This window comes from Mesorhizobium sp. P2_C5_2 (assembly GCF_056404535.1).
The window spans coordinates 1,218,156-1,241,693 of sequence record NZ_JBFUDV010000001.1; the positions used below are offsets into that span (position 1 = coordinate 1,218,156).

The following is a 23,538-nucleotide window of genomic DNA, read 5'->3' on the forward strand; positions in this document are numbered from 1 at the left end:
GCTGTCTACGGAGTTTTCATGCGCATCTTCACCGCCTCGCTGGCGACGGAAACCAACACTTTCTCGCCGGTGCCGACCGACCGCGCCTCATTCGAGATGGCCTTCTATGCCGGACCGGGCAAGCATCCGGACACGCCGACCCTGTGCTCCTCGCCGATGGTCGCCCTGCGCCGGCGTGCAGCGGCCGACGGGCTGACTGTCATCGAAGGCACCGCCACCTGGGCGGAACCCGGTGGCCTGGTGCAGCGCCAGACTTACGAGGCGCTGCGCGACGAGATCCTCGGCCAGTTGCGGGCAGCCTTGCCGGTCGATGCCGTCATCCTCGGCCTGCACGGCGCCATGGTGGCGCAGGGCTATGACGATTGCGAAGGCGACCTGCTCGAGCGGGTTCGCACAATGGTCGGGCCGGATGTGGTGGTCGCGGTGGAGCTTGATCCGCACAGCCATCTGACGCCGAAGCGCGTCGCGGCCTCCAACATCATGGCCTATTTCCTCGAATTTCCACACACCGACTTCTACGAGCGCGGCGAACATGTCGTCGAGCTTGGGCTGGCGGCTGCGCGCGGCGAGATCAAGCCTGTCATCTCGACCTTCGACTGCCGCATGATCCAGGTACTGCCGACCAGCCGCGAGCCGATGCGCTCCTTCGTCGACCGCATCAAGGCGCTGCACGGCAAGGACGGCGTGCTGTCGGTGTCCGTGATCCACGGCTTCATGGCTGCCGATGTGCCGGAAATGGGCACCCGCGTCCTGGTCGTCACCGACAATGACAAGGCCAAGGGCGATGCGCTGGCGGAAAAGCTTGGGCGCGAGCTCTACGCCATGCGCGAGAAGACCGCGATGACGATGCTGAACATCGAGGATGGCATTGCGCGGGCGCTGGCCGTGCGCAGGGAAAATCCGAATAAGCCCGCTGTCATCGCCGACATCTGGGACAATCCCGGCGGTGGCGTTGCCGGCGACGGCACCGTCGTGCTGTGCGCCATGCTGGAACAGGGCATCGACAATATCGGCGTGGCGACGATTTGGGATCCGATCGCCGTGACCTTTTGCCACGCGGCCGGCGAGGGCGCCATCATCGACCTGCGTTTTGGCGGCAAGGCTGGTCCCTTGGCCGGCGAACCGATCGACGCCAAGGTGCGGGTGCTGAAGGCGGTTCCTGAGGGCTGGCAGAGCTTTGGGCCGAGCCGGGTGACGCTCGGACCGACGGCGCTGGTGCGCATCGAAGGCACCGAAATCGACATCATCCTCAACACCAACCGCACGCAGACTTTTGAGCCGGACGTTTTTTCCAACATCGGCGTCGATCCGATGAGCAAGGACATTTTGCTGATCAAATCGACCAACCATTTCTACGCCGGCTTCGCGCCGATCGCCGCGGAGATCATTTATCTCTCGGCGCCGAGTTCGTATCCGAGCAATCCGGCGGTGACGGATTACAAGAAGCTGACGCGGCCGGTTTGGCCACGGGTGGCGGATCCTTGGCGCTGATAATCTCCCCCCTTGAGGGGGAGATGTCGCCAAAGGCGACAGAGGGGGTTGCCTCGCGTGGAGCGCCAATCTTCATCTGCCGCAGGAGGTCGAGCCCGGTCGGGCCGACCCCCTCTGGCCGCTCTGCGGCCATCTCCCCCTCGATGGGGGAGATTAGCTGGCGCTACACCAACCCGCGCTTCACCATCATCGCCTCGGGCGAGGGCATCTTTCCCCGGAACGCGGTGTACAGCTCCTCCGGGTCCTTCGATCCGCCGGCAGCATAGATGTTCTTGCGCAGCCGTTCGGCCAGGGCCGGGTTGAAGGGATCGCCGGTTTCCTCGAAGGCGGCGAAGGCGTCGGCGTCGAGCACTTCGGACCACATATAGGAATAGTAGCCGGCTGAATAACCGTCGCCGGAGAAGACATGGCCGAAATGCGGGGTGCGGTGGCGCATCGCGATGGTGTCGGGCATGTCAAGCTTTTCGAGCGTTTCCGCCTCGAAGCGGAGCGGTTCCGCCGGTGCATCTGAGCGCGCGTGGTAGGCCATGTCGATGAGCGCCGATGCGGTGAATTCGACCGTGGCGAAGCCCGCGCCAAAAGTGCGGGCGGCCAGCATCTTGTCGAGCAGCGCCTTCGGCATCGGCTTGCCGGTCTTCACATGCAGCGCATGCTTTTCCAGCACCGCCGGCACGGTCAGCCAATGCTCGTAGAGCTGCGAGGGCAGTTCGACGAAATCGCGGCTGACCGAAGTGCCCGCCACGGAAGGCCAGGTGACGTCGGTCAGCATGCCATGCAGCGCGTGGCCGAACTCGTGGAACAGGGTCTTGGCTTCGTCGACTGACAGAAGGGCTGCTTCGCCGGACGGCGGCTTGGCGAAGTTCATGATGTTGTAGATGACCGGCTTCGAGCCATCGCCAAGCTTGTAGCCGGACTTCAGCGCGCTCATCCAGGCGCCGGAGCGCTTCGACGACCGGGCGAAATAATCGGCCAGGAACAGGCCGCGCTCGCTGCCATCGGCGTTCTTCACCGCGAACACCCGCGCGTCGGGATGCCAGGCGGCGATGCCCTTCTTCTCCTCGAAGGTGATGCCGAACAGTTTTGTAGCAACGTCGAAACAGGCGTCGATGACGCGGTCGAGCTGCAAATACGGCTTCAGCTCCGCCTCGTCGAAAGCGAACTTTTCGGCGCGCAATTTCTCCTGATAGAAGCGCCAGTCCCAGGCTGCGAAGGTCTCGTTGCTGCCGGCCGCGGTCGCCAGCCGCTCCAGCTCCTTCTGGTCGGCCGCTGCCTTCTCCAGCGCCTTCTCCCACACCGGGTCGAGCAGGTCGTGTACCGCTTTCGGCGTCTTGGCCATGGTGTCGTCGAGTTTCAGCGCGGCGAAAGAGCCGTAGCCGAGCAGCTTGGCTTTTTCGGCGCGCAGCTTCAGCATGTCGCGCACCACTGACGTGTTGTCGCTGGCGCCGCCATTCTGGCCGCGCATGGTGAAGGCGCGAAAGGCTGTTTCGCGCAGGTCGCGGCGTTCGGAAAAGGTGGTGAACGGTTCATAGATCGAGCGCGACAGGGTGACGGCGTAGCGGCTTTTCTGGCCGCGTGTCTCGGCCGCCTCGGCCATCGAGCTCTTCACGAAGTCCGGCAGGCCGGCAAGGTCGGCCTCGTCGAGGAACAGCGCCCAATCGCGCTCATCGGCAAGCACGTTCTGGCCGAAAGTGGTGCCGAGCGAGGACAATTCTTCGCTGATGTTGGCCAGCCGCTTCTTGCCGTCCGCGTCGAGTTTGGCGCCAGAACGGACAAAGCCTTTCCAGGTCTTTTCCAGCACCCGTAGCGTTTCGGCGGCGAGCTTCAGCGTATCGCGGCGCTGGTAGAGATCGTCGATGCGGGCAAACAGCTTCTCGTTCATTGAGATCGCCGAGAAATGCCTCGACATCTTTGGCGAAATCTCGCGCTCCAGCGCCTGGATCGCATCGTTGGTGTGGGCGCCGGCCCGGCACCAGAAGATTGACGAGACATGGTCGAGCGGCTCGCCGGCTAGTTCCAGGGCGGCCAGCGTGTTCTCGATGGTCGGCGCATCCTTGTTGCCGGCGATCGCGTCGATCTCGGCCTCATGCGCCTTCAACGCTGCGTCGAACACCGGGGAAAAGTCGCCGTCGCCGATGCTGGTGAAGTCCGGAAGGCCGAGTGGTCCTTGCCATTTGGTCAGCGGATGGGCGGCGAGATCGACGGTTTTCGTGGACGACATGGATTGCTCTTTCGATGATTGGCTGGCGAGGCGGGGCTGACCCGATGTAGGGCGATGCCTGGCGCGGCGCAACAGCGCGGCCGTTCAAGCCGGCGTCAGAAGCCGTCGCAATTTTCCGCGAGCGCCGCTTGCGAACTGGCGGTGATACGGTTGCCGGTGACAGCGAACGTTTCCTGCATCAGCATGTCATTGTTGGGAAAATCGTAGCAGGCGATGACCGTGGTAACGCCGGCCTCGCTCTTTTCGACGCGATGGCGGATCGCGGCGCCGGCAACCGCGCCTTTCCACTCGTCGATCGAGGCGATGAATTCCTGCTTCGACTGCACGACGCCGAGATCGTCGAGCTTGATGCGGACATCGTCGGCGAGCAGGTCCGACAATTCGGTGCGGTCGGCGACCAGCAGTGCGGAATACCAGCGGTCGATGATGGCGCCGTCATCAGCACGGGCAGGGGTGAGTGTAATCGTCAGCGCCGCCATGGCGAAAGCAATTGCACGCCAAACCCGCATTTGCCGCCTCCTAACCCAAATCCGGCCGCTCGAAATCGCCGGTGTCCTTGTTCATCACCCACAGTTCGCCGGTCGAAATGTCGAACCAGGCGCCGTGCAGCGCCAGCCGCCCCTTGCCTTCGAGGATCGAGACGCAAGGGAAGGTTCTGAGATTGGCAATCGAATAGCGGATGGAGATGCGCTCCAGCGCCGTCTGCCGTTCCGTCGCCGTCATGAAGGTGCTGGACGACACGGTTTCGGCAGCCGGCGCGATCAGGCTCATCCACTTGCCGATGAAGTCGCCGGGCGACAGCGGCGCCGAATTGGGGTCAAGCGCGGCGCGGATGCCGCCGCAGCGGCCGTGGCCCATCACCACGATGTTCTTGACCTTCAGGCTCTGCACGGCGAATTCGAGCGCAGCGGAGGTCGAGTGGAACTCGCCATCCGGCGCGTAGGGCGGCACCAGATTGCCGACATTGCGCAGCACGAAGAGTTCGCCGGGGCCGGCGTCGAAGATCGCTTCCGGAGCGGCGCGGGAATCGCAGCAGGCCACAATCATGGTCTCGGGTGACTGCCCTTCGCGGGCGAGCTCGCGATAGCGCCCGCTCTCGCTGAGATAGCGGCCGTTCATGAAGTTGCGGTAGCCGGCGAGGAGGTGTTCGGGAAGGTGGGGCATCGGCGGCGTCTAGACCCTTTCCGGGTTGGATGCGGCACGGTCTGTTGATATTCAGGTGAGGCCGGTCTGCGAATGGCCGATGCCTGCGCTTCCGGTGCTCACGTACTGAAGTACGCTCCGCTCCGGTTCTCGGCATCAGCCATTCTCGACTCGGCCTGACCTGAATCTCGACAGACCTAACTCTGAAAAAAGGCTCTAACGGCAAAAGTGTGTTGCGGGCAATGCCGAATTGCGGATGGCTCCGTCGCAAATGGCCATGCGGCACGCATGGCTCGCGGCTTGCCTCACGCCCAGATGGCGACAGGAATGCCGAAACGATCGGCAAGCGGCGGATCCGGAAACGGCTTTGCCACGCCGCTGGCGATGCGTGCGGCGATCAGCATCATCGCGGCTGCATCGAGAAAATCGTCGGCGGCAGCCCCTTTCGGCGGCGTCTGGTCGAGAAACACCTTTTCGTAGCCATGGCGGCGCAGCAGCGCCTTGCGCTCTTCCATCCCGGCAGGATTGACGGCGCCCTTGATCTTCTTCGGCAAAGCCATCGGCTTTTCGCCGTTCAGCCGGCGGAAGGCCACTTCCGGGTGCGATTCGAAGACGCGACCGCGCAGTTCGGGGCGTGCGATCAGAGCTGAGTCGATTTCGCGAATCTTGGCAAAGATGCCGAAGGCCTGGATCGAGACCCCGCGCGGCGGATCGGAGGTCGCCTTGGCTACGTCGCTGGCGCGGCGATGCGCTGCATACCAGGCCTCGAGCGTGGTGAAGTCGTTGGTGTCGGCGTAAAGAGCGGCGCGCGAGGGAATGGCAAAGACGCTGGATTGCCTCGCCCCGAGCAGCGGCCGCACCAGCGCCTCCGGTCCGCGCCCGCCTCTTTGTGAAAAATCCGGCAGGCCGATGGGCATGTCGACGGCCACGACCGCATCGTCCGGCAAGGCGTCTAGCAAAGCTGCAAAGCTGGCAAAAACGCAGACCGATGGCGTTGCGCCCGGATCGCGGCGGACGGCGATCCAGCCGGCCTTGCAGCCGTCGACGCCGACGGCCGAGGTCACGCCCGGCGGTCCCGCCCCGGATGTGTGAGATGGCGCAGCTGTACCATCGCCATCGGGTGCGACAGGCTTTGGGCATCGGTCTCCAGCTGCAATTCGTCGCCGCCGCGTTTGGCGGTTCGCGCCAGGATCTCGTAGACCGCGGCCGTGGTCGACTGCAGCGCCTTGATCGGCGGCTGTCCTGACAGGATGCGGGCGAGGTAGACGGCGGCCGTCAGGTCACCCAGCCCATTCGGCGGCTTGTCGATCAGGCGGTGTTCGGCCAGCAGCGCCTGGTTGGCGTCGAGCAGCAGATTGCCGGTGCCGCCGGTCATCATCGACGGCGCCGACGTCACCAGCATGGTTCTTGGGCCGGCATGGAGGGCAGCTGCAATGACCGATTTCAGATCGGGCAAGGGCGCGCCCGCCATCCACTCCAGCTCGAAGCGGTTGGGTGTGGCAATGTCGGCGATCGGCATCAGCCGGTCGCGCATGGCGGCGGCCGTCGGCTCGGGCACGTAGAGCCCGCCGGAATCGCCCATCACCGGGTCGCATATATAGACCGCGTCCGGCGTCTTCGCCTTGACCGCGGCAACCAGCGAGGCGACGGCCTCGGCCTGGCCGGCCTCGCCGAGATAACCCGACAGCACGGCGCCGACCTCACCCAGCCAGGGCGCGCGCTCGAGATCGGCCATCAGCGCCTTGAACTGGTCAAGCGGCGGCACGATGCGCGTCGCCCGGCCATGGCCCGGATGCCAGGGCAGGATGACCGTCGGCACCGCCCATACAGGGAAGCCCAGCGTCTCCAGCGCAAAGACGGCGGCGCGGTTGCCGACCGAGCCGCGGGCGACATGGCTGGAAATGACGATGACCGCGCGCGGCGCGTCGGCTTTTTCGCTGTTCATGGAATTCCTAGCTGCCCCGGGAGACGTAGTACACGAGCCAGATCAAAAGGCCGAGGGCGACGATGAGCCCAAGCGTGCGGCCAATGCGGGTGCCCCAGACCTCGATCGGATCGGAGCGGTCTGCCTCAGCGGCGGTGACGTGATCGCGCGCGCCTTTCGCTGCCCGCGACACCAACGACGTACCGCCGAGGCCACCCTCGTTCGCCACGCGCTCGATAATGCGGCGCGATTCGCTGTCTTCGTCGCGGCGTTCCGCCATGATCCTGTCCTGTTTCACGGCGACCATACCGTGTTCGCGCGGTCAATCACAGGGCCTCGCGGGCGCATGAGTGCGCGCCAGCCGCAGACATTTTCTTGAGCGCGGATTGTGCTAGATCAGGGTGGAGCATGATCTTTTTCCGAAAACCGGTTCCCACTTTTCGGGATCATGCTCTAATGCTTCGCATGCAACTTCTGTCGAGGGACCACACCATGTTTGCCCAGCGCCTTGCCTCACCGTTCCCTTTCCGCAGCCTGCCGGCCGTGTTGATGATGGCCTTCGTGCTGCCGCTGCTTGCCGGCTGCGGCTACAACACCATCCCGACGGCAGAGGAAAATGCCAAGGCGGCGTGGAGCGAGGTGCTGAACCAGTATCAGCGCCGCTCGGACCTGATCCCCAACCTGGTCGAGACGGTAAAGGGCTATGCGGCGCATGAGAAGGACACGCTCGATGCAGTGGTCGAGGCGCGCGCCAAGGCGACGCAGATCACGGTGACGCCGGAAACGCTGAAGGATCCCGAAGCCCTCAAGAAGTTCCAGGATGCCCAGGCAGGGCTGACCAGCGCGCTGTCGCGGCTGATCGCGGTGTCGGAGGCCTATCCCGACCTCAAGGCCAACCAGAATTTCCTGGCGTTGCAGGCGCAGCTCGAAGGCACCGAGAACCGGATCGCGGTGGCGCGGCGCGACTACATCCTGGCGGTCAAGGACTACAATCTGACGCTGAGGACCTTCCCGTCCGTACTGTGGGCAACCTTCTGGTTCCGCAGCAACGAGCCCTTCGCCAACTTCACTGTCGATGAAGACAAGATGCAGCCGCCGAAGGTCGATTTCGGCACGAAGCAGGGCGGCTGAGAGAACGGTTGGTAGGCCTGGTCCTTGCCAGCCTTGTGCTCCTTCACACCCCCCTCTGTCCTGCCGGACATCTCCCCCGCAAGGGGGGAGATCAGCCGTCATTTGCGCTTTCGCCAATCACGGACGTTTGAAGGGGTGGGCCAACGAGGAAATTGTCAATCTCCCCCCTTGCGGGGGAGATGGCCGGCAGGGCAGAGGGGGGTGGGACGGAGCGCCAGCCTTAGTGTTCTTCTCGCCTTTCTGACCGTTTTCCTACCCCTCACCGCCTTTGCCGCCGATCTCCCGGCGCTGACCGGCCGCGTCGTCGATAATGCCGGCATCATCGATGCGGGAACCAAAGCTGCGCTCACCCAAAAGCTCGCCGACTTCGAGACAAAAGGTTCCGACCAGATCGTCGTCGCGACCATCCCCAGCCTCGGCGGCGAGGAGATCGAGCCTTATGCCAACCGGCTGTTCCGGTTCTGGAAACTCGGCCAGGCCAAGGAAAACAACGGCGTGCTGCTTCTGGTGGCGCCAAATGACCGCAAGATGCGCATTGAGGTCGGCTATGGGCTGGAAGGCACGCTCACTGACCTGCACACCAGGCTGATCATCGAAAACGACATGGTGCCGGCGTTCCGCGCCGGCGATTTCTCCGGCGGCATTTTCAAAGCCGTCGACGATATGGTCATGGTGCTGGAAGGCAATCCGGAGGAACTGGTGGCTCGTGGCGAGCGCAACCAGAAGCCGCCAATCGACACGGACGATCTGTTCTTCACCGTCTTCATCACCATCTGGGCGATCATCTTCTTCGGCAGCATGGCGGCCTCCATCCTGCCGCCGATCTTCGGCAAGAAACTCGGCCCCGGCCGCTACCGCTGGCTGGGCATGACTTTCGAGCCGCACAAGCGGTCATCCAGCGGCGGCTGGTCTTCGGGCGGCGGCGGCTGGTCGTCGGGTTCAAGCGGTGGTGGCGGCTTTTCAGGAGGCGGCGGTTCGTCCGGCGGCGGCGGCTCGTCGGGAAGCTGGTGACGAGATGACCGCACGCATCATCAACTCCTGGCACCGCCGTCTCGGCACAATGACCGGCGCTGTCCTGCTGGGCTTGGCGATGTTGCTCGTCGGCTATGCGGCGCTGGCGGCGGAATTACCCGCACTCACCGGGCGGGTGGTCGACAATGCCGGGATCATCGATGCCGCGACCGAGGTGGCACTCACTCAGAAGCTGGCCGACTTCGAGACCAAAGGCTCCGACCAGATTGTCGTCGCCACGGTTCCCAGCCTCGACGGCGAGGAGATCGAACCTTACGCCAACCGGCTGTTCAACTTCTGGCAGCTCGGCCAGGCCGGCAAGAACAACGGCGTGCTTCTGCTGGTGGCGAGGAACGACCGCAAGATGCGCATCGAGGTTGGCAATGGGCTGGAAGGCGCGCTGACCAATCTGCATGCCACACGGATCATTGAAGATGACATGGTGCCGGCTTTCCGCGCCGGTGATTTCTCCGGCGGCATTTCCAAGGCCGTCGACGACATGATCAAGGTGCTTGAGGACAGCCATGGCGCTTGAGGGCAATCCGGAAGCGTTGGGGGCGGTGACGATATGATGACGCCAATCATCAGCCCCTCCCGGCGTTTCGCCGCCGGTGCGTTGGTTGCCCTGGCGGTGTTGGTCTTCGGCTTCGCCGCGCTGGCGGCGGAATTGCCCGCGCTCACCGGTCGCGTCGTCGACGATGCCGGCATCATCGACCCGGCGACCAAGGCGGCGCTGACGCAGAAGCTAGCGGAGTTCGAGACAAAAGGCTCCGACCAGATCGTCGTCGCGACCATCCCCAGCCTCGGCGGCGAGGAGATCGAACCCTATGCCAACCGGCTGTTCCGCTTCTGGAAGCTCGGCCAGGCCGGCGAGAACAATGGCGTGCTTTTGCTGGTGGCCAAGAACGACCGCAAGATGCGCATCGAGGTCGGCTATGGGCTGGAAGGCACGCTTACCGACCTGCACACCAAGCTGATCATTGAAAATGACATGGTGCCGGCCTTTCGCTCCGGCGATTTCTCCGGTGGCATTTCCAAAGCCGTCGATGACATGGTCATGGTGCTGGAAGGCAATCCGGAAGAGCTGGAAGCACGCGGCAAGCGCAACCCGGCCGACAACAGCACACCCATCGATCCCATCGTCGCGATCTTCCTGATCCTGTGGGCGACGATGTTCATCGGCGGCATGGCGATGGCCTTCCTGCCGCCGATCTTCGGCACCAAGCTGTCGCCGGGCGTGTATAAATGGCTGGGCATGACCTTTCGCTACGGCCAGGGTCCGAGCGGATCGTCTTCGGGCAGCAGCTGGACAACGAGTTCGTCGTCGGGCTGGTCGTCTGGCAGTGGCTGGTCATCAGGAAGTTCAGGCAGCAGCTGGTCTTCGGGCTCGAGCAGCGGCGGCGGGTTTTCAGGTGGCGGCGGTTCGTCCGGCGGTGGCGGGTCTTCAGGGAGCTGGTGAGACAAGATGGCAACACGACCGATCAGCCCGCAGGACCATGAGCGCATCGCCACCGCGATCCGCGCCGCCGAATCGAAAACCGACGGCGAGATCTACTGCGTCGTCGCGCATGCCAGCGACGGCTATTTCTTTACCGCCGCCTTCATGGCGATGCTTGGCATGCTGATCGTCAGCCTCGCCGTCGGCTACGGGCTGGAAGCCTGGTGGTTGTCGATACGGCTGCCGCATTTCGTCCTCGCCCAGCTTTTGGCGATGGCGTCAGTGCTCATTCTGTTGTGGGCGCTACCTGGCTTGCGCATCCATCTGGTGCCGCGCCGGCAGCGCTATCAGGCGGCACACGACAATGCGCTCAGGCAATTCCTCGCCCGCAATGTCCACCGCACCACGGCGCGCACCGGCGTGCTGGTCTTCGTGTCGATCGCCGAACGCTATGCCGAAGTGGTCGCCGACTCGGGCATCAACAGCAAGGTCGGCCAGCATGTCTGGGACGGCGTTATCCGCGACCTGACGCAGCATGCCGGCGACGACCGTCTCGCCGACGGCTTCGTCAAGGCGATCGGGCAGGTCGGCGCGGTGCTGGCCGAACATTTCCCAGTGACGTCGGGCGATGCCAATGAACTCGACGATCATCTCGTAGAGATCTGAAAGCTAGCAAACGCACCTCAGCCGGACACCTGACCGCCTCGGCTGAGTGCGTTTTCGAGCAGGCCTTGCCCGATGTCAGCAGGTGTCGTGATCGGCTGTGAGAAAGCGGTTGGCGGGCAAGCCTCGACTCTTGCAAATGGCCGATGCGGGTTTATGGTTAACAAATCATGAATACGCTGAGCATCGACATCAGGAAGGCAGAACCACGCGACGCCGGCGCCATCGCCGACGTGCATCAGCAGGCCTGGGAAGGCGCCTATTCCGGCATCATCCCGCATCGCTCGCTGACCTCGATGATCAACCGCCGCGGCGCCGACTGGTGGGCGAACGCCATCCGCCGTGCGGCCACCGTGCTTGTGGTCGAGATTGGCGGTACCATCGCCGGCTACGCCACGATCGGCAAGAATCGCGCCCGCGAGCTCCGGCAGCAGGGCGAAATCTACGAGCTTTACCTGCGTCCGGAATATCAGGGCATCGGGCTCGGCAGCCGGCTGTTCAAGGCGGCGCGGGCAAGGCTTGCCGACCACGGGTTGAAAGGCATGGTGGTGTGGGCGCTGGAAGACAACCAGAACGCGCTGGCCTTCTATGCCGGCGCCGGTGGCCGCGACGTTGCCGAGGGCGTCGAGATTTTCGAGCAGAGGGCGCTGAAGAAGGTCGCCTTCGTCTGGGAATGACGGGCCTCGGTTACAAATCATCACAAACTGTGCGCTTCCATTAGCATTCCGTACCAATCGCCGCATTGCGCCATTGCGCTTCCCCCGCTATCGATCTGGAAAATCGAGAGAGGGATTTGAGCCATGCGCATTGAGGCCATTGCCAGCGGAAAGAACCCGCCTGAGGACGTCAACGTCATCATCGAGGTGCCGATTGGCGGCGAGCCGATCAAATACGAGATGGACAAGGAGGCCGGCACGCTGTTCGTCGACCGCTTCCTGCACACCTCGATGCGCTATCCCGGCAATTACGGTTTCGTGCCGCACACGCTGTCGGGCGACGGCGACCCGATCGACGTTCTGGTCTGCAACACGCGCGCCCTGGTTCCGGGCTGCGTCATCAATGTGCGGCCGATCGGCGTGCTGATCATGGAAGACAATGCCGGCCAGGACGAGAAGATCATCGCCGTGCCGTCGCCGAAGCTGACGCTGCGCTACGAAAACGTCACCGAGTACACCCAACTGCCCGAGATCACCCGCGACCAGGTCCAGCACTTCTTCGAGCACTACAAGGATCTCGAACCCGGCAAATGGGTCAAGATCGAAGGCTGGCACGATTCCAAATACGCCAAGAAGATGATCGTCGACGCGATTGCGCGGGCGAAGGCGGCGAAGTAACCGCTCAGTTATCCACCCTGCCAAAGGCCGGCACGTTACCGATGACAGTGTGCTTGTCCTTGCCGCAGGCGAAACTCTTTGCCTTTTCGTCGGCCAGTTTGCGCGCCTGGTCGTTGGCTTGCGGGTTGCCGGTGGCGAGCACGAGGCCGATTGTGCAGCCGTCACGGGCATCCATCTGCGCGACTTTGGCGACCAGCAGCACTTCGGTCGGCTTGTTCTCATCCTCGGGATTGCTGATCGAGCGGCGGTGGATCACCGCGAAGGGAACGGCGACGTCCCCCTTGCTCTCGATGCGCCACTCGACTTTGGCGCCGGACGAGTTGAGGCCGGAAAAGCTCTCCCAGACCGACGCCATGTCGCCGCCGGGGGGAAACCCGTAGAACAGCGATTCACGCGCATCGTCATAGGCGATCAGCACGGGATAGCCGCGATAGCCGGAGCAGGCGAGTTCGGCCCAGTCGCCGTCGCCTTCCTCGGCCTGCGCATAGGTCACGCAGTTTTTTTGCGAGTCGAGGTCGGTGTAGACGCTGGATATGCCATCGGCATGGGCGACCTGGCAGAGGGCGGCGAGGGCGAGCGGGACAAGCAACAGGGTTCGCATGCGGACGTCTCCCATGGAGTTCGTCCAAGAGTATCGCCAAATTTGCGGCCGGCCTAGCGCCCCAATCTCAGCGCTGGCGCCGCCCCTCATTGCCCTGCCGGGCATTTCTCCCCGTAAACGGGGAGAAAGAGGCCGGCCGCGCCGCTGGCGACCCTCTTGCAACGCTGATGATTGGCGAAATCGGCGGTGGGAGCGTCCCTCGCCCCGTTTACGGGGAGAGGATGCCGGCAGGCAGGTGAGGGGCGGCGCCAACGTTCGAAAATGTTATTTCTTCAAGCTGGCCTCAATTAACAAATCGGCGTTGCGGGCGACCGATGCGGCAGGTCCGCCAAGGCCAAACAACTGGCCGCTGATATAGGCGCCTTCGATCAGCAGCAGCAGGCCGTCGCCGAGCGTGTCGGCATCTTCGGCGCCCATCGCCACTGCCATAGCGCGCAGGCGGCGGCGCAGTTCCTGCTTGTTGGCTTCGCTGACGACGCGCGCCGGATGGCCGTGTTCGGGGTATTCCACCGCTGCGTTGGTCATGCCGCAGCCGCGATAGTCCGGTCTTTGCGTGCGCTTGCCGACGCGTGTCAGGAAAGCACTCAGCTGCGCGCGCGGATCGCCGGGATGGGCGGCCACGGCTTCGTCGAAACGCTCCCAATATTCTCGGTCGTATTGCCGGAGATAGGAGGCGGCCAACTCATCCTTGGAGGGAAAGCTGCGGTAGAGGCTGGGCTTGGTGACGCCGGCGCGCTTGACGATCTCGTCGACGCCGATCGCCCTGATGCCGCGCCGGTAGAACAGGTCATACGCCACGTCGAGGATCTTCTTGGCGGCCTTGGGCGGCGACGCTACATGACTGTCGCTGATGATCAGTTCAATATTTTTGTCCGTTGGCATGGTATGACTCGATTGACGTGTTACCGATCGGTACGTATACATCTCCTCACCCTGCAACGTACCGGTCAGTAACATGATAGCTCAATCCCGTCCCTTTGGCCAGCGCTACGCTTTCGTCGTGGTCGGTGTGATCTTCCTTTGCCTGCTGATCGCAGCCGGGCTTCGTTCTGCACCCTCCGTGATGATGCTGCCGTTGGATAAGAGCTTCGGCTGGGGGCGCGATACCGTTTCGATTGCCGCCGCAATCGGCATCTTCCTCTACGGCCTGACCGGGCCGTTCGCCGCCGCACTGATGGAGCGGATCGGTCTGCGCCGCACGCTGCTTGCCTCGCTCGTGATCATGTCGGCGTCGACCGCGCTCAGCCTGCTGATGACCGAGCCCTGGCACCTGTTCCTCACCTGGGGCGTGTTTTCCGGCATCGGCTCCGGCGCGGTCGCTACCGTGCTCGGCGCCACCATCGTTAATCGCTGGTTCAAGACCAATCGCGGTCTTGTCATGGGACTGATGTCGGCCTCCAGCGCCACCGGCCTGCTGGTGTTCCTGCCGTTGCTCGCCTCGCTCGCCCAGTCCGGCGGCTGGCAGCCGGTTGCCATTGCCGTCTCTGTCGCCACCGCCTGTCTGCTGCCGCTGGTCTGGCTGCTGGTGCCGGAGCGTCCGGCATCGATCGGCATGGTGCGCTATGGCGCCGAGGCCGATGACGTGCCGCCGGTGTCGCCGGCCTCGCAAGGCAATTTCCTGGCGCATACGCTGAACACGCTGCGCCGCGCCGCCGGCACTCGCGTCTTCTGGTATCTGTTCGCCACCTTCTTCATCTGCGGCTTCACCACCAACGGGCTGGTCGGCACGCATCTGATCTCCTTCTGCGGCGATATGGGTATCGGCGAGGTGCAGGCCGCCGGCCTGCTGTCGCTGATGGGCATTTTCGACCTTATCGGCACGACGCTGTCGGGCTGGCTCACCGACCGTTTCGACCCGCGCAAGCTGCTCGGCGTCTATTACGGCATTCGCGGCCTGTCGCTGATCTACCTGCCTTATTCCGGCTTCTCGGCGACCAGCCTGATCATCTTCGCCGTGCTCTACGGTCTCGACTGGATCGCCACCGTGCCGCCGACACTGCGGCTTGCCAACGAAGCCTTCGGCGACCGCAGTGGTCCGATCGTCTTCGGCTGGATCGTCGCCGGCCATCAGGTCGGCGCCGCCACCGCCGCCGCCTTCGGCGGCACCATGCGCGAGTTGCAAGGCAATTACGAACTGGCCTTCCTGATTGCCGGCATGACGGCGATTGTGGCTGCTTGTCTGTCGTTGCTGATCAATACGAGCAAGCCGGCGTTCGATCCGGAGCCGCAGGCGGCTTAAGGGCGCGGCGCTTATCTCCCCCCTCGATGGGGAGATGGCCGCGAAGCGGCCAGAGGGGGTCGGTTCGACCGGGCTCGACCCCTTCATCGTAGGCGCAAGAGGTTGGCGCTCCACGCGCAGCGACCCCTCTGTCGCCTTCGGCGACATCTCCCCCTCAAGGGGGGAGATCACCTGTTCACTGTTATCAAAACTTCATCTTTCCGAGATGCGGCTGAAACATTGAGGCTGGAGCTTGGTGGCGGACGTTCAAGCCATCAGGAGACAGCCATGAACAAGCTTTCGTTGACCCGCCGCGCTTTCGTCACATCAGCGAGTGCGGCCGGGCTGCTCGGCGCATCGGGGCTCGCTTTGCCCTATTATTCGCGCGCCAGCCAGCGCCCGGCCTTCACCCATGGCGTCCAGTCCGGCGATGTCGATGCCTCGAGCGGCATGGTGTGGACGCGCACCGATCGTCCCTCGCGCGTCATGTTCGAAGTGTCGTCGACGGAGAATTTCGCCAACGCCACCCGGCTGGCGCCGCTCGATACATCGCCGGCCAGCGATTTTACGGTCAAGCGCCTGCTTACCGACCTCGCTTCCGACCAGGACATCTTCTACCGCATGACGGCCGCCGACCTCGCCGACATCAATGTCGTCTCCGAGCCGATCGTCGGCCGCTTCCGCACAGCACCCGCCTCGAAGCGCGACATCAAATTCGCCTGGTCTGGCGACACGGCCGGCCAGGGCTGGGGCATCGACGAGACCGGCATGAAGACCTATGCCACCATCGCCAGGCACACGCCCGACTTCTTCCTGCATTCCGGCGACACGATCTATGCCGATGGCGCCATGAAGGATGAAGTTGACCTGCCCGGCGGTGGCAAGTGGAAGAACGTCGTCCTCATCGACGGCAAGCGCAAGGTTGCCGAGACGCTGGACGAGTACCGCGACCAGTGGAAGTACAACATGATGGACAGACACGTTCTCGCCCTGAGCGCCATCTGCCCGACCTTCTACCAGTGGGACGACCACGAAGTGCTGAACAACTGGTCGGATTCGAAGAATCTGAGCGCCGACAGCCGCTACACCGAAAAATCCATCCATGTGCTGGCGGCGCGTGCGGCGCGCGCCTTCCATGAGATGACGACGATCCGCTACGAGCCGTCGGAGCCCGGCCGCGTCTACCGCAAGATATCCCACGGGCCGCTGCTCGACGTGTTCTTCCTCGACATGCGCTCCTATCGCGGCCCGAACGGCCCGGACATGCAGGACACGATGACGCCGGAATCGCGCATTCTCGGCGAACAGCAGACGAAATGGCTGAAGCGCGAGCTGGCCAATTCCAAGGCGACCTGGAAGATCATCGCCGCAGACATGCCGCTCGGCCTCGTCGTCTGGGACGACGGCACCAAGAAGGTGGGTGCGGAAGCGGTCAGCAATGGCGACAATGGCCTGCCCAAGGGTCGTGAGCTCGAGATCGCCGACCTGTTGCGCTACATCAAGAACGCCGGCATCACCAACACGGTGTGGCTGACCGCCGACGTGCATTACACGGCGGCGCATTACTACAACCCCGACAAGGCGCAGTTCCAGGATTTCAATCCGTTCTGGGAATTCGTCTCCGGCCCGATCCATGCCGGCACGTTCGGCCCCAACGATTTCGACATGACCTTCGGCCCGGAGCTGAAGTTCATCAAGGCGCCGACCGCCGAACAGGGCCAGAACCTGCCGCCATCGGCCGGGCTGCAGTTCTTCGGGCTGGTGGATATTTCAGGCGCCAGCGAGCAGCTGACGGTGCGGCTGATGGACCGCGATGACAACCAGCTTTACAAGGTGACGTTGGATCCGGTGCGCTCGGCGTAGACTGGATAGGCCGGCGGGACGGCGCCCCCCTCTGTCCTGCCGGACATCTCCCCCTCAAGGGGGGAGATTGGGAGCCTCGACCTTGCCGCTCGTTCTGCAACGTTGGAAATTGGCGAAAGCCGATGCGCAATCCGATCTCCCCCCTTGAGGGGGAGATGCCCGGCAGGGCAGAGGGGGGCGTGAAGGATCGCTGCGCTTGGAGTAGAGCGCCCCTCAGTCCGGGTAGCAAACCGTCGGAATCTTCGGCCAAACCGCACTGTCGCAGCCGGCAACCTGCTGCCGCTGCTTGAAAGAGGCGCTGACCGGGCCTGTGACCACGGGGTCGACGCCATCGGGGGCGTCGGCAAACATCTGCTCGGCCGTCTGGTCGGACGACGAAGCGGGATTGGCTTCCTTCAGCGTCGCGGCCGACTGGGCGGCATTGGCCGCCAGTACGGCAGCGAATGCCACCGAAGCGATGAGTGGCCAAAATCGGTTGAGTTTGTCGGTCATGAATTTCGAACTGCCCGGGCCCCGAAAGGTTCCCGCCTTGGTTAACAAAACCATCTCACACCGAGATGCTTAAGATTTGATGAGTATTTGGTGATGCGCCTCCTCTTTCGCAATTGCGAAAAACCCTGTATGAGCCGCGCAACCGAAAGAGGCGGCGCCTTTTGGCCTGCTGCCTGCAACGCTCCCGAGACCACAACATGAAAATTCGTAATATCGCGATCATCGCGCACGTCGACCATGGAAAAACCACCCTCGTTGACCAATTGCTGCGGCAATCCGGCTCCTTCCGCGACAATCAGCGCGTCGCCGAGCGCGCCATGGATTCCAACGACCTCGAAAAGGAACGCGGCATCACCATCCTGGCCAAGGCGACCTCGGTCGACTGGAAGGACACCCGCATCAACATCGTCGACACTCCCGGCCATGCCGATTTCGGCGGTGAGGTCGAGCGCATCCTGTCGATGGTGGATTCGGCCATCGTGCTGGTCGACGCCGCCGAAGGCCCGATGCCGCAGACCAAGTTCGTCGTCGGCAAAGCGCTTAAGGTCGGCCTGAAGCCGATCGTCGTCATCAACAAAATCGACCGCCCGGATGCCCGCCACGTCGAGGTGGTCAACGAGGTGTTCGACCTGTTTGCCGCCCTCGACGCCACTGACGAGCAGCTCGACTTCCCGATCCTCTATGGTTCGGGCCGCGATGGCTGGGTCTCGGAAAACCCCGAAGGCCCGAAGGATCAACAGCTTGCGCCGCTGTTCGACCTCGTCATCAAGCATGTGCCGGAGCCGACCGTTCATCCCGGCCCGTTCCGCATGATCGGCACCATCCTGGAAGCCAACCCCTTCCTCGGCCGCATCATCACCGGCCGCATCGAATCCGGCACGCTGAAGTCCAACCAGGCGGTCAAGGTGCTGCACCATGACGGCACCCAGATCGAAACCGGCCGTATCTCAAAGATCCTCGCTTTCCGCGGCCTTGAGCGCCAGCCGATCGAAGAGGCGCAGGCGGGTGACATCGTCGCCATTGCCGGCCTGTCGAAGGGCACCGTCGCCGACACGTTCTGCGATCTGGCGGTGACCGAGGCGTTGCATGCGCAACCGATCGATCCGCCGACCGTCACCATGTCTTTCCTGGTCAACGATTCACCGCTGGCCGGCACCGAAGGCGACAAGGTGACCAGCCGCGTCATCCGCGACCGTCTGTTGCGCGAAGCCGAAGGCAATGTCGCGCTCAAGATCGAGGAATCGCCTGACAAGGATTCGTTCTTCGTCTCCGGCCGCGGCGAATTGCAGCTGGCGGTGCTGATCGAGACGATGCGCCGCGAAGGCTTTGAAATTGCCGTGTCGCGTCCCCGCGTCGTCATGCAGAACGGCGAAAACGGCGAATTGCTGGAACCGGTCGAGGAAGTCGTCATCGACGTCGACGAGGAGCATGCCGGTATCGTCGTACAGAAAATGTCGGAGCGTAAGGCCGAGATGGTCGAGCTGCGGCCCTCCGGCGGCAACCGCCAGCGCATCGTCTTCCACGCGCCGACGCGCGGCCTGATCGGCTACCAGTCGGAACTCTTGACCGATACGCGCGGCACCGCCGTGATGAACCGGCTGTTCCATGCCTATCAGCCCTACAAGGGCGAACTGCCCGGCCGCACCAATGGCGTGTTGATCTCCAACGAACAGGGCGAAGCCGTCGCCTACGCCATGTGGAACCTGGAAGACCGCGGCCCGATGGTCATCGATCCGGGCGTCAAGGTCTATCAGGGCATGATCATCGGCATCCATAGCCGTGACAACGACCTCGAAGTGAACGTGCTGAAGGGCAAGAAGCTGACCAACATCCGCGCCGCCGGCAAGGATGAGGCGGTCAAGCTCACGCCGCCGATCCGCATGACGCTGGAGCGCGCGCTGGCCTGGATCCAGGACGACGAGCTGGTCGAAGTGACGCCGAAGACCATTCGGCTGCGCAAGCTCTATCTCGACCCGAACGAGCGCAAGCGTTTCGAGAAGTCGGCCAAAGTGGTCGGCGCGGCATAATCATCTGATTTTGATGGATTTGAGGGGCGGAGCACAGCGGTGCTTCGCCCCTTTTTATTACCCACCGGCCGCAGAGATGATGGCATCCCTGTCGGGCTCGCCGCTCAGGTCGATGCGGATCGTCGTTCCCTCACGGGCTGGCTTGCGCAAGGCCCTGGCTCCGTCCGGATCAACCACCAGCCGCCGCTTCCCCTCCAGCGCCTGAAGCCGCGCCCGTGAGATGGCGAGTTCGCCGGCGAGCAACCGGTCGAGCCGCAGCGATGTCGGCAATTCCAGCCCAAGCCTGAGTTCCAGCGTGGTCGCGCTTTCGCTGTTGTCGCAGAGCCTTTGTTTGTGAACGACGACGTCGGAAAATTCTTCGACGCGGCCGACCCGGCTGCGCAATGCGACGACATCGAAGGCATGACGCCGGGCCAGCGCCGGATCGTTGCTTTCAAGGGCTGCGAGCAGCGCCGGTTCGATGTCGCGGCGGTTGCAGCGTTCGAAAATGCCGAAATTCCACGAATTGTCGCAGTCGATGCAGCGGTAGATCAGCCAGACATCGATGCGCTTGCCATTGGCGTTGACGCGGAATTTGTCGCTGCAGCGGTACGCTTTCACAGCGCCGCAGCGGTTGCAGTTGATCAGGGGTCGAGGTGCGATTTCAGGCGCGATCGCCCAGTGGATGCGCAGAGACATGCCGATAAGCCCTTCCCGTCGGGAAGTTCTTCAGGCCGGGAGTGTCGAGATGCCCATGCGGGCACGGCGTGGCGGGAGGCTGCGGTTTTCTGGAAATCAGGTGTCACGGGCGCAAGGCCACGCGACAGCGGTTCAGCAGTGCCAAACCGGTCTCGAACCGCCGCCTGAGGAACATGTGAAATGAAGCAGGCTCCGCTGATGGCGGCGCCCTGCCAAGTGTGATCAGGGGAGTTGGCGAGACCGGCGGTTACTGAGGCAAAATGAAGCTCGAAATGGATGTCGGGACGGCTTGTCTAGCCGCGAAGTGGCATGCACGCAAGCTCTCACGCGGTTCCGCTATGCTCAGCTGAATGCGATCTGCACCTTCATCGATTGGGTGCGGTCGCCGGCGATCTCGAACGCCGCAACCGCCTCGTCCATCGGATAGATGCCGGTCAGCAGCGGTTTGACGTCGACACGGCGGTTGTTGATCAGATCGACGGCGAGCGCGAATTCGTCGTGGAAGCGGAAGGAGCCGCGCATCTCGATTTCCTTGGCGACGATGAGATTCTGCGGCAGCGACATATCGCCGCCAAGGCCGAGCTGGACCAGCACGCCGCGGGGCTTCAACACGTCGAGCCCCGCCCGCACCGCGCGTTCGTTGCCGGAGCATTCGAACATCACGTCGAAACTGCCCTTTTCGATGTTGTAGGCGGCGAGGCTGGCGCTGTCGGTGGCGACATTGATGGTGCGGTCGGCGCCGATCTCGCTGGCCTTGGCCAGCACGGCGTCCATGACATCGGTGGCGACAATCTCGCGCGCGCCGTGGACGCGTGCGGCCAAGATGCAGAGCGCGCCGATCGGCCCGCTGCCGGTGACCAGAACCCGCTTGCCGAGCAGCGAGCCGGCGCGGTTCACGGCATGCAGCGTCACCGCGAAGGGTTCGGCGAAGGCGGCCTCGTTGATGGAGACATGGTCGGAGATTTTGTGGCACTGCCAGGCCTCTGCGACGAGGCGCTGGCGAAAGGCGCCCTGGATGTGCGGCATCGGCATGGCGCTGCCGTAGAAGCGCATGTTGAGGCACTGGTTCTGCATGCCTTGCAGGCAATAGCGACAGGCATTGCAGGGCCGGCTGGGCGAAATCGCGACGCGGTCGCCGACGGCGAGGGTCGATACGCCGGTGCCAAGCGCCTTCACCGTTCCGGCGACCTCATGGCCCAGGATCATCGGCTCGCGCAGGCGGACCACGCCGAAGCCGCCATCATTGTAGTAGTGCAGGTCCGAGCCGCAGATGCCGCCAGCTTCGACCGATATCTCGACCTGTCCGGCGCCCAGTACGCCCGGATCGGTCTCTTCGATGCGAAGGTCCTTTGCCGCGTGGATGACGATTGATTTCATGGCCGCGATCCTTTCTCAAACCACCGGTGCGGGCAAGGCGCGAGCGCTCAAATATCTCGCAAGCTCTGGCCCATCAGCCCGCAGGGTTCCAAATTGCGGCTGATCGGCTATCCTTCGCACTCCAACGCTCGAAGGCTCCGCCATGCACTTCACCTCGCTTCTGATCTTCGCCGCCGCTTTGTTCGTCGCCGCCGGTTCGCCCGGCCCATCGATCGCCGCACTGGTTGCGCGCGTCATCTCGAAAGGGTTTCGCGATGTCTTCCCGTTCCTGCTCGCCATGTGGATCGGCGAGGGCATCTGGCTGTCGCTGGCGGTGTTCGGGTTGGCCGTCGTGGCGCAGACTTTTCATTTTGCCTTCGTTGTCGTGAAATGGGTGGGCGTCGCTTATCTCGCTTACCTCGCCTGGAAGATGTGGACCGCGCCCGTCGACGCGAAAGAAGGCGAGATGCCACGCGAAGATTCGGCGACAAAGCTGTTCTTTGCCGGCATGGCGGTAACGCTCGGCAACCCAAAGATCATGATGTTCTATCTGGCGCTGCTGCCGACCATCATCGACCTCGCTTCGGTCAGTGTCATCGGCTGGGTCGAGCTGACGGCGACGATGGCGGTGGTTCTGATCGCCGTCAATCTTGCGTGGGTGGTCGTGGCGTCGCAGGCGCGCAAGCTGCTGCGAAGCAAGCGCGCCATGAAGATCGCCAACCGCGTCAGCGCCACCACGATGGCCGGTGCTGCAGCGGCCATCGCGGCGCGGTCATAGGGCATGACCCCAAACCGAAGGATCGCATCAGCGGAAGGCGGGATCGTTTTTTGCTTCGATGACCTTCGGTAGATCGCGTCACATCATTTCGATGATCGGCGCGATCTCGACACTGAACGCCGGGTCCATCAGGATCGGGCAACCCTTCGCCTTGGCGACGGCATCGTCGATGTCCTTCGCTTCGACGATCGTGTAACCGGCGGTCGGACTGCTGCCACCATTGTTCTCGACCTTGCCGCCGGGCAGCACCATCTTCGACTTGCCGACCGGATTGCCGCCGTCGACGACGTCCGAGCCAAGCTTGCCGTACCAGCCGGTCCAGGCATCCATCGAGGCTTTCCGCTCGGCCTCGTCGGTCGGCATCTTGCCGGAGCCATGATAGACGTAGAGAAATTTCGCCATGTTCTCCTCCCTTGGTGAGCGGCTTGAACCGGCACGCGGTCATGCCGCCTGCCGATCATCGGACCAAACGGGCAAACAAGCAACGAGAATGAGGGATAGCTGATATAAGGCGGCGGCGGCGCCTCACCTCGCCATGGCGTGGTATTCGTCGTTCGGCCGCATGTCGATCGCCGCCGCCACGCGGTTGGACATGTTGAAGAAAGCGGCCGTCGAGGCGATGTCCCAGATGTCGCGGTTGCTGAAGCCGGCGTTGCGAAGCGCTGCCCGGTCCGCTTCGACGATCTTTGCCGGTTCCTCGGTCAGCTTGACGGCGAATTCGAGCATCGCAGTCTGCTTCGGTGACAGATTGGCGGCGCGGAAATTCATCACCATCATCTCACCGAATGCCGGGTCGCCGGAGAGCTGCCGCACCGCCGCGCCATGCGCGGTCAGGCAGTAATAGCAATGGTTGATCGAGGAGACGACGACCGCGATCATCTCGCGCTCCAGCTTGGACAGGCCGGATTCGCCGAGCATCAGATCGTTGTAGGTGTCGGTGAAGGCGCGCAGTTTCTTCTCGTCGAAGGCGTAGGCAAGAAGGACATTGGGAACCAGGCCGAGCTTTTCTTCGCATTTGGCGAAATAGGCTTTTGTCGCCTCGCTCAGCTCTGCAATACCGAGGTCAAGTGCGCTGATATTGCCGGGCATGGGGGGTCTTCCTCCTCGTTCGCTGCCGCCTGACCGCCGAATTCCGATAATTCTTAGCGAGCCGTCAAACCTTTGTCGCCAAA

The 23,538-nt window shown here is 63.4% G+C and carries 24 protein-coding genes and 1 pseudogene; 12 read left to right on the forward strand and 13 right to left on the reverse strand.

What is annotated here, in order from left to right:
• Positions 1-18 precede the first annotated feature (18 nt).
• Positions 19-1,491, forward strand: a complete 1,473-nt coding sequence (locus AC1D1B_RS05860; protein ID WP_477330164.1) for a M81 family metallopeptidase — start codon at positions 19-21, stop codon at positions 1,489-1,491.
• Positions 1,492-1,654: 163 nt separating this feature from the next.
• On the opposite strand, the gene AC1D1B_RS05865 is transcribed toward AC1D1B_RS05860, so the two are convergent.
• From AC1D1B_RS05865 to AC1D1B_RS05890, 6 genes are all read right to left on the reverse strand, one after another.
• Positions 1,655-3,709, reverse strand: coding sequence for a M3 family metallopeptidase (locus tag AC1D1B_RS05865; protein WP_477330166.1), 2,055 nt, complete (start codon positions 3,707-3,709; stop codon positions 1,655-1,657).
• Positions 3,710-3,804: 95 nt separating this feature from the next.
• Complete coding sequence (locus AC1D1B_RS05870; RefSeq protein WP_477330168.1) at positions 3,805-4,218, reverse strand: nuclear transport factor 2 family protein; 414 nt, start codon at positions 4,216-4,218, stop codon at positions 3,805-3,807.
• 10 nt (positions 4,219-4,228) lie between these two features.
• Positions 4,229-4,873: a carbonic anhydrase gene (locus AC1D1B_RS05875; protein WP_477330170.1), complete on the reverse strand. Its 645-nt coding sequence runs from the start codon at positions 4,871-4,873 to the stop codon at positions 4,229-4,231.
• A 284-nt stretch (positions 4,874-5,157) separates the two neighbouring features.
• Entirely contained in the window at positions 5,158-5,916 is a 759-nt protein-coding gene (locus AC1D1B_RS05880; RefSeq protein ID WP_477330172.1) for a DUF429 domain-containing protein, read from the reverse strand.
• Positions 5,913-6,797 carry a pyridoxal kinase PdxY gene (gene pdxY / locus AC1D1B_RS05885; RefSeq protein ID WP_477330174.1) on the reverse strand — a complete coding sequence of 295 codons (885 nt, stop codon included), beginning with the start codon at positions 6,795-6,797 and terminating at the stop codon, positions 5,913-5,915. The genes AC1D1B_RS05880 and pdxY overlap by 4 nt, the downstream gene beginning before the upstream one ends.
• Positions 6,798-6,804: 7 nt before the next feature.
• Positions 6,805-7,056, reverse strand: coding sequence for a hypothetical protein (locus tag AC1D1B_RS05890; RefSeq protein WP_477330176.1), 252 nt, complete (start codon positions 7,054-7,056; stop codon positions 6,805-6,807).
• A gap of 212 nt (positions 7,057-7,268) precedes the next feature.
• On the opposite strand from AC1D1B_RS05890, the gene AC1D1B_RS05895 reads away from it, so the two are divergent.
• The 7 genes and pseudogenes from AC1D1B_RS05895 to ppa all read left to right on the forward strand — a co-directional run bounded on the left by AC1D1B_RS05895 (position 7,269) and on the right by ppa (position 12,353).
• Positions 7,269-7,907: a LemA family protein gene (locus tag AC1D1B_RS05895; RefSeq protein WP_477330178.1), complete on the forward strand. Its 639-nt coding sequence runs from the start codon at positions 7,269-7,271 to the stop codon at positions 7,905-7,907.
• A 201-nt stretch (positions 7,908-8,108) separates the two neighbouring features.
• On the forward strand, positions 8,109-8,918 hold the full coding sequence (locus AC1D1B_RS05900) for a TPM domain-containing protein (protein WP_477330180.1): 810 nt from the start codon (positions 8,109-8,111) through the stop codon (positions 8,916-8,918).
• Between the two features lie 49 nt (positions 8,919-8,967).
• Positions 8,968-9,435, forward strand: a pseudogene (locus AC1D1B_RS05905) (TPM domain-containing protein); the annotation flags it as partial.
• A 51-nt stretch (positions 9,436-9,486) separates the two neighbouring features.
• Complete coding sequence (locus AC1D1B_RS05910; RefSeq protein ID WP_477330182.1) at positions 9,487-10,377, forward strand: TPM domain-containing protein; 891 nt, start codon at positions 9,487-9,489, stop codon at positions 10,375-10,377.
• 6 nt (positions 10,378-10,383) lie between these two features.
• Positions 10,384-11,022 carry a TPM domain-containing protein gene (locus AC1D1B_RS05915; RefSeq protein ID WP_477330184.1) on the forward strand — a complete coding sequence of 213 codons (639 nt, stop codon included), beginning with the start codon at positions 10,384-10,386 and terminating at the stop codon, positions 11,020-11,022.
• A 167-nt stretch (positions 11,023-11,189) separates the two neighbouring features.
• Positions 11,190-11,696, forward strand: a complete 507-nt coding sequence (locus AC1D1B_RS05920) for a GNAT family N-acetyltransferase (protein WP_142869081.1) — start codon at positions 11,190-11,192, stop codon at positions 11,694-11,696.
• A gap of 123 nt (positions 11,697-11,819) precedes the next feature.
• Positions 11,820-12,353 carry an inorganic diphosphatase gene (ppa, locus tag AC1D1B_RS05925; protein WP_454577626.1) on the forward strand — a complete coding sequence of 178 codons (534 nt, stop codon included), beginning with the start codon at positions 11,820-11,822 and terminating at the stop codon, positions 12,351-12,353.
• 4 nt (positions 12,354-12,357) lie between these two features.
• On the opposite strand, the gene AC1D1B_RS05930 is transcribed toward ppa, so the two are convergent.
• Positions 12,358-12,954 carry a hypothetical protein gene (locus tag AC1D1B_RS05930; protein WP_477330186.1) on the reverse strand — a complete coding sequence of 199 codons (597 nt, stop codon included), beginning with the start codon at positions 12,952-12,954 and terminating at the stop codon, positions 12,358-12,360.
• 264 nt (positions 12,955-13,218) lie between these two features.
• A complete protein-coding gene (locus AC1D1B_RS05935; RefSeq protein ID WP_477330188.1) occupies positions 13,219-13,836 on the reverse strand; it encodes a TetR/AcrR family transcriptional regulator in 618 nt (205 codons plus the stop codon).
• A gap of 73 nt (positions 13,837-13,909) precedes the next feature.
• On the opposite strand from AC1D1B_RS05935, the gene AC1D1B_RS05940 reads away from it, so the two are divergent.
• Positions 13,910-15,193 carry an MFS transporter gene (locus AC1D1B_RS05940; RefSeq protein ID WP_477330190.1) on the forward strand — a complete coding sequence of 428 codons (1,284 nt, stop codon included), beginning with the start codon at positions 13,910-13,912 and terminating at the stop codon, positions 15,191-15,193.
• Positions 15,194-15,460: 267 nt separating this feature from the next.
• Positions 15,461-17,035, forward strand: a complete 1,575-nt coding sequence (locus AC1D1B_RS05945; RefSeq protein ID WP_477330192.1) for an alkaline phosphatase D family protein — start codon at positions 15,461-15,463, stop codon at positions 17,033-17,035.
• 213 nt (positions 17,036-17,248) lie between these two features.
• On the opposite strand, the gene AC1D1B_RS05950 is transcribed toward AC1D1B_RS05945, so the two are convergent.
• The gene (locus AC1D1B_RS05950; RefSeq protein WP_477330194.1) at positions 17,249-17,527 is read right to left on the reverse strand and encodes a hypothetical protein; all 279 of its coding nucleotides are present in this window, start codon (positions 17,525-17,527) and stop codon (positions 17,249-17,251) included.
• Between the two features lie 197 nt (positions 17,528-17,724).
• Here AC1D1B_RS05950 and typA point away from each other — a divergent pair, with 197 nt between their 5' ends.
• On the forward strand, positions 17,725-19,554 hold the full coding sequence (typA, locus tag AC1D1B_RS05955; RefSeq protein WP_477330196.1) for a translational GTPase TypA: 1,830 nt from the start codon (positions 17,725-17,727) through the stop codon (positions 19,552-19,554).
• A gap of 57 nt (positions 19,555-19,611) precedes the next feature.
• Here the strand turns inward: typA and AC1D1B_RS05960 are convergent, their stop codons facing one another.
• Positions 19,612-20,238 carry a DUF1062 domain-containing protein gene (locus AC1D1B_RS05960; protein WP_477330557.1) on the reverse strand — a complete coding sequence of 209 codons (627 nt, stop codon included), beginning with the start codon at positions 20,236-20,238 and terminating at the stop codon, positions 19,612-19,614.
• A 336-nt stretch (positions 20,239-20,574) separates the two neighbouring features.
• Entirely contained in the window at positions 20,575-21,609 is a 1,035-nt protein-coding gene (locus AC1D1B_RS05965; protein WP_477330198.1) for an L-idonate 5-dehydrogenase, read from the reverse strand.
• Positions 21,610-21,751: 142 nt separating this feature from the next.
• On the opposite strand from AC1D1B_RS05965, the gene AC1D1B_RS05970 reads away from it, so the two are divergent.
• Positions 21,752-22,366 (forward strand): LysE family translocator, encoded by a 615-nt coding sequence (locus AC1D1B_RS05970; RefSeq protein WP_477330200.1) that lies wholly within the window; start codon positions 21,752-21,754, stop codon positions 22,364-22,366.
• A gap of 78 nt (positions 22,367-22,444) precedes the next feature.
• On the opposite strand, the gene AC1D1B_RS05975 is transcribed toward AC1D1B_RS05970, so the two are convergent.
• Complete coding sequence (locus tag AC1D1B_RS05975; protein ID WP_477330202.1) at positions 22,445-22,768, reverse strand: hypothetical protein; 324 nt, start codon at positions 22,766-22,768, stop codon at positions 22,445-22,447.
• Between the two features lie 123 nt (positions 22,769-22,891).
• Positions 22,892-23,455 (reverse strand): peroxidase-related enzyme, encoded by a 564-nt coding sequence (locus AC1D1B_RS05980; RefSeq protein ID WP_477330204.1) that lies wholly within the window; start codon positions 23,453-23,455, stop codon positions 22,892-22,894.
• Positions 23,456-23,538: the final 83 nt, after the last annotated feature.